The 6636-nt window shown below is 29.4% G+C and carries 6 protein-coding genes; all 6 read left to right on the plus strand.

The window, feature by feature from the left end; all coding sequences use genetic code 11:
- Positions 1-1066: 1066 nt before the first annotated feature.
- On the plus strand, positions 1067-1348 hold the full coding sequence (locus CHRY9293_RS17960; RefSeq protein ID WP_162034236.1) for a hypothetical protein: 282 nt from the start codon (positions 1067-1069) through the stop codon (positions 1346-1348).
- A gap of 241 nt (positions 1349-1589) precedes the next feature.
- Entirely contained in the window at positions 1590-2129 is a 540-nt protein-coding gene (locus tag CHRY9293_RS17965; protein WP_162034237.1) for a BfmA/BtgA family mobilization protein, read from the plus strand.
- A 1-nt stretch (position 2130) separates the two neighbouring features.
- Positions 2131-3285 carry a MobB family relaxase gene (gene mobB, locus CHRY9293_RS17970; protein WP_162034238.1) on the plus strand — a complete coding sequence of 385 codons (1155 nt, stop codon included), beginning with the start codon at positions 2131-2133 and terminating at the stop codon, positions 3283-3285.
- Between the two features lie 96 nt (positions 3286-3381).
- The gene (locus CHRY9293_RS18785; protein WP_228455593.1) at positions 3382-3654 is read left to right on the plus strand and encodes a hypothetical protein; all 273 of its coding nucleotides are present in this window, start codon (positions 3382-3384) and stop codon (positions 3652-3654) included.
- A 352-nt stretch (positions 3655-4006) separates the two neighbouring features.
- Positions 4007-6031, plus strand: coding sequence for an AHH domain-containing protein (locus tag CHRY9293_RS17975; protein ID WP_162034239.1), 2025 nt, complete (start codon positions 4007-4009; stop codon positions 6029-6031).
- A 2-nt stretch (positions 6032-6033) separates the two neighbouring features.
- Positions 6034-6636, plus strand: a 603-nt coding sequence (locus tag CHRY9293_RS17980; protein ID WP_162034240.1) for a hypothetical protein, incomplete at its 3' end; no start/stop codon positions are given.

A 6636-nucleotide genomic window follows, 5' to 3' on the forward strand; every position in this document is an offset into this window, starting at 1 on the left:
TCCAATCCTTAAGCACTATATTTTCCGTTTCGCCAGCTAACCTCTCTATATAGTAATTTCTTTATCTTTTTATATTAATTAATTATTATGATTAAAAAACCCTCCTTTGGAATGAATCTTGCATTTAGGAGTGCATCAAAAAGTGTGGGGCAAATAAAAATTTACTAAAAAGCCCCAGGTTATCAACCCAAAAGGTTCACATTTATTTCTTAAAGGCATCCCCAATTGGAAAGTATGGAGATTCTAATATCCCGGTCTGTTGACAAATTGCCCCACACTTTTTGATGCACTCCTAGTAAAGATGGCTGTTTAACGCAGGAATCCTTGCCGCCCCTCAATAACGCTTGAAAACTTAATAGATTTTATCTATGTAATTTAAAAATTTTGATAAATTCAAAAAATATATAGAGTAAGAATAAATCAAGCGATTCAAGACGTTTTTAGCTTCAAAAACAGCGTCAAATTAAAAAATAGAGGGATTAGGGGGGGGGGCAAAAAAAACTGCCTTAAATCTCTTTAAAAACAGTTTTTTAAACTAAGCTTTGATCAAACTTGTCCAGTGTGATCGACTTATTGCTTCTCAAGGTCGTCCTCACGTTGCCTCTTTGTCCTCTTCAGCCGATATTGCAATATATACAAAAATTAGAGAAATAAATTGCATTTATTTGGTTAAAATTTTAAAAAAAAAATAATCAGAAATTATATAGTATACAGCGGATAAAAAACAAAATGTATACGTTAAGAATAAATATATTATAGCTTCATAATGCTATAGATATTTTGAATTAATTTCATTAAAAATTATGCATAAATTATCGGCTTTGCCTACTCATATATTTTTCAAAAATTATAAATTTTATCAAAATATATTCGAGAAATAATTTTGTTTTTTTAATATTAAATTATGGTAATCATTAATTAGTCCTAATATATTATTTTTTTTATTAAAATTTTGAAATAATATTTGAATTTTGTTTAGTTGTTATGGCTGAAAAAACCTTACGGCCTTTAAAGGCTGTTCTTGTTTTAGTGATTTATTACAACAAATTTTTATAAATTTGCGACAATGGAAAATAATGAAAAGCAACTAAAAGAAAAAAAAATTTTTGAAGAATTAATTTTTTCAATAAGTGAACTTGAAAATTCTTGCAAAAAGACTAAAGATAAAGAGGTTAAATCATCTATGAAAAAAGTATTAAAATCTCTTCAAAGTATTAATATAAATTTGGAAAATATTTCTGAATATAAAATTGATACTGATACTAAAAAAGCCCTCCGTGCCATATTCTCTAGTGGTATGAGTTTAGAGACATTGGATATCTTAGATAAATTTCGATCTTCAAATTAATATAAAAACCAATCGAAGAGAGTTTTTTTGATTGGTTTTTTTTGTTGAGTTTCTGTAAAGAAAGGAAAGCAAGCGGGAACGACGGAAACCGTCATTTATGAAATATAAATTACTGTAAAACAGTAATTTATTATTTTTTGTTATATATTTTATTATATGTTAATATATGATATTTTTATATAATATATTAATAAACAGTTTTTTACAATTAAAAAATATTAAAAGAAAAGTTATATAAAAAATGGATAAAGCAACTTTAACCACAATTCAAATAAATAAAGAAACCAATCAAAATTTACGAGAAATAAAACATAAATTTCATTATAAATCTAACAATGATTTAGTGAATGATATGTCAAGATATTTTATTGAATATAATGTTTCTCCTAGGGAAGCATCCCAGCCTATATTTGATCAATTTAAGACTATAGATAAAACTTTTAGAAGCTTTTTTAAGGAATATGAAAATAAACTTTTTAAACCTTTTGTGAATGCACAAAGTCAAGTTAATTTAAGGGTTTTAGAATTTATGGAAAATTCTTCTAAAATTGAGGAAATAGATAACCTTAATTCTGACATAAAAAGTGCTAACTCGGATGATATTTTAGTATCTAAAAATGATCTAAAAAAGGTTGAAAAAATGATTGAAATTTTACATGATAAAATATTCAGAGTGCAAAAACAAGAAACTAGAGATAATAACACGTATTATTTGATTCATACTTATGATTATTTTGCTTTAAAAGATGCCTTAAATGATATTAAAATAAAATTTGAATAGCGTGTATATTGGAATCCATAATCCTAAAAATACAGTAGGTGGAAATAAAGGATCATCAAGTGATTTAATTGAATATCTTACAAAGGAAGATAAGCAAAAAGAAGATAGTTTTTTTATTAATCAAGATAATGAAAATGTGCAAAAAGATGATGTAATAAAAAGCATTGATGATATGGGGAAAGGATTAAAGAAAGATGAATCAAAATTTTTCATGTTATCAGTCAATCCTTCTTCTAAAGAACAGGAGCATATTATCTACAAAATTACGGGAAAAAAAAATAAAGGGGTTGAAAACTTGAACAGCTTAGAAAAGGATAAATATGAAAAAGAATTAGTAAAGTATACCCATAATGTAATGGGAAAATATGCTGAAAACTTTGATAGGGAAGTTAACGGGAAAAAAATATCGAGAGAAGATTTAGTTTATTTTGTTAAAGTTGAATATGAGAGGAAGTATGATATCAACTCTAAAGAAGTGATTGAAAATAGAGCTATCAAAAAAGAAATTTCTTTATTAAATTCACAAAAAGATAAATATAAAATATCTGCTCTTGAAGATGGAATGCATAGAAACAGTAATGGTGAAATTATAAAATCTGGTATGCGTAAGGAAGGCAACCAATCTCATGTACACGTAGTTGTATGCCGTTATGACAAAGAAAAACAGACCTCTTTAAGTCCTATGTCAAATCAAAAAAAAGCAGAGAATTCCTTTGATAAAGGAATAAAAGTAGGTTTTGATAGAATGAATTTTAAAGAAAGCTGTGAAAAAGAGTTTGATAAAAATTTTGACTACAACAGAGAGTATAAAGAAACGATAAAAAGCTCAACAAGAGAACTTAATCATAATAAAGCAAAGGTAACAGATAAAGAGGGTAAAGTAGATGGTGTCAAAATGCTCGAAGGTATTTATGAACTTGGAAGATTCGGAATACAAACAGGAATAACCATTACCACAGGAGGAATTTCAAATATTGAAAATGTAGTAAATCCTGAAAAAATATTGAAAAAATCAGTAGATTTATTATCAAGTGAGGCTAAACAGCAAATCAATAAAATTAACCCTTTTACTGAGCTTGTTGAAAAATTAAATATTAAAAAACAAGTTGTAAAAGAAATTAAAAAAGTAATTTCAAAAGGAGGTATGGAAATGTAGCTGACACATGGACAACTTTTTTATTTCTGACCAATAGGGGGAAGTCTTAAAAAAAGATAGTATCTTGTCAAAGATTTATAATAAATTAAATTCACTATGCAAGTGTCTGAAATACTTCAATTTACTTTTGTTTTATCAATTGTTTTAATTCCTTTATTTGTGAATAACTCGAGAAAAAAGAAGCCTTTTGAAAGAAAAATAGCAGATTTACAATTTCAATATGCAGATTTCTTCAAAGAATTTCCTGAATTTAATACGGAGGACAAAACAAAGTTGAAAAATGAACTGCTAAATATCAGTAAAAATAAGGCCTTTCATAGCCATAAAGAAATTTATAGAAAACTAACAAACTTAATTTTCGCATATTAACATTCATTATTCATAACAAATAAAAATTGCTGTAAGATTACAGCAATTTTTGTTTTTATTGTAATACCTCTCAAATATATAGTTTTACCATAAAAATATAAATATTCTGCGATAGAAGGGAGTTTCGCTAGATAAATAAAGTCATATATAACTAACTTATTCGGTACATATATATTCTTTATAAAAATTTATAACACGTCGAATTTTGACGTTTTAAAGAATTAGCTTCGCAATTATAAAACTAACCGTTGAATATCTGGAGGAAAATTAATTCCCTTTTCTAACAATTTTATTTAGTACTGTATTCGTTTCATTATTTCACTAATTAATGATATTTAACATTTAAAGTTTTATGAAAAACAATTGTATTTTCTTGTTATATCTATTTATAACAAGCTTTTTTTTAAATTCTTGCAGGACTAATGATCTTCTTACCGAGAATGAAACACATACTACGAACAGTCCTTTTCAGCTTTCCTCAAAAACGATACGGCTGGATCAAAGCCGGCATAAGGCATCCCTTAATTTAGAGTTAGAAAAAATTAAAAACACGCCCAATAAATTCGGTAAAACAACAAGTGAGGATGTTTATATTGACACTGATAACATCACTTATATCGAGAATGGGCTCAACTATCATACCTACACATTTAATCTTATACGGACTAACTCATCAGACGATTCTCCATTAGAAAATCTTGTACTAACACCACTCCCTGATGGAACTTATAAAGAACTACTTGTTTCTTACAATCTCACCAAGCAAGAAAAACTAACATTACAAGCAAAGGGGTATGTGAACATAAAAAATAAGGTTACTATCACAGAGCTTTCAAAAGGAACCTTTACTCCGATTTCAAAAGGAGCAGGTATGACAACTTGTGGATTTGTAGAAACATATACCATTAGAGGTTGTAGTGATGTTCACAATGGGGTTTCGACCCACAATGAAAATAACACCTCTGAATGGGAAAATTGTAAGGCAGATAGAAAACCAGGAGTGCATATGACTATGACATACCGATGTGATTTTATCAGTGATACTAATAATCCTGGTACAGGAGGCGGAGATGGGAGTAGTTCAGGAAACGAAGGAGGGACTTACGTTCCCGGTGGGGGATCCTCAATCCCTTGCAATGGAAATGGAATTGCTACAGGACCTTTTGATCCCACAGAAGATATAGGAGATAGAAACTGCACAGGAATTCCAACGACTCCAACCGTAACGTTAAGTACATTTTTTTTATATGTAAAAAGCCTGCCTTCGGATTTAAAGGATATGATTAATGATCCTTCAAATTCAGATTTTTATGAGGAATTAAAAAATTACTATGATGCTAATAGCAGTGAAGATTCAAGAAAATTTATCACTAACGTTTTAAAGTCGAACCTTCCTAATGCCATAACAGCTGCCCAGTTTAGGAAGTGGTTTTTAGAAGGATATAGTCAAACATTTCAAAAGAATATTTCTTTATTATCTAGCGATAAGATTCAAGAATATATAGCAATCAATAAAGAAATCGAGGCCTCCCCGTATGACGAGGAGTATATAAAAGAAACGAATGAAGCGTTTGTCGCTTTTACATCGTATGCGGATATTAATACAATGACGGATGCACAAATTGAGTATGTACTCAATAATAATTGCTGTGCAGGCTTGCTCATACAAAATTTTGTCCATGAAAAAGTAAGGCTGATATCTGCAAACTATTTACATTTGCGGAAATATTATCCATCGTGGAGTAAAGGAAAATGTTTTTGGGAGGCTTCCAGAGAAACATTTCAGCTTTTATTGGATGTCATAGGTGTGGTCCCTGTTGTAGGAGAGGTTGCCGATCTTACCAATGGATTAATCTATACCATTAACGGAGATGGCCTGAATGCTAGTTTAAGTTTTGCATCGGCAGTACCTGTTGCAGGATGGGGAGCAGTAGGAGCAAAGTTTGCTATCAAAACAGTTGCTGTTGCAGGTGGTGGTAAAGTAGTGTTGGGAATGATAAAAGGTGCTGGCGGCCTTATTACATTTGGTAAAACCTCTAAATTACGAGCTGCTATTAAATTAACCGATGCTAGTAAACATGCTCACCATATTATTCCGAGGTCATTATATAGACATCAAATAATACAAAATGCAGCTAAATCTGAAAAGGCTTTTCATATTGACGAAGCCTTAAACGGAATGGCAATAGATAAATGGAGGAATACGAATCACCCAAGCTATAATGATATAATAGAATTTAAATTGGAAAATTTTAAAAATGAGAATCCAAATGCCAATTATGATGAATGTTATGATTTTTTACTTGATTTAATAGATGAAGCAAAAGCTGCTATTAATAATAATCCCACCCTTAAACTACAAAATTTAATTTTCTAAAAATGAAGTACTATTTAATAAGACCTAGTTTACAAAAAAAAGATTTTGGTCAATCATATCCGCAGGCTCAAGACGCAATAGATAATGATCGAGATAGTCCGAATCACATAGAAAATAATTTTGGATTAAAGTTAGATTTTGAGCCACTTTCTTGCTATCCAATAATAAATAAAAAAGCACGCGTAACGGATTTTATAGGGTCTGTAGTTAATTCAGGAAATTTACAGATAAGCTCAAAATTAAAGTCTATTATTGAAAAATACACGGGGGAGGGCATACAGTATTTCAGAAATACAGTATTGCATAATGGACAAGAATATACAGACTATTGGCTATTACACCCTTATCAGTTTGATCATGAATACATTGATTTTCAAAATTCGATGATAAAATATAAAAAAAAGGCTGACGATTATGAAACATCACGTAAAACTAATATGGTCTTTCTAAGTCTAAATACTCTACAAGAGTTCGAAGAATATAAAGAGAAAGCAAGAAAAAAATTAGAAACAATTACTATCGAAAAGCTCTTTTTAAAAGAAAATGTAATAAAAAAAGATTTCTTTGCTCTTAGATATGTTTTTGGAGGGATGTTCTATGTCTCG

Source organism: Chryseobacterium potabilaquae (assembly GCF_902728265.1).
Taxonomy (GTDB): domain Bacteria; phylum Bacteroidota; class Bacteroidia; order Flavobacteriales; family Weeksellaceae; genus Chryseobacterium; species Chryseobacterium potabilaquae.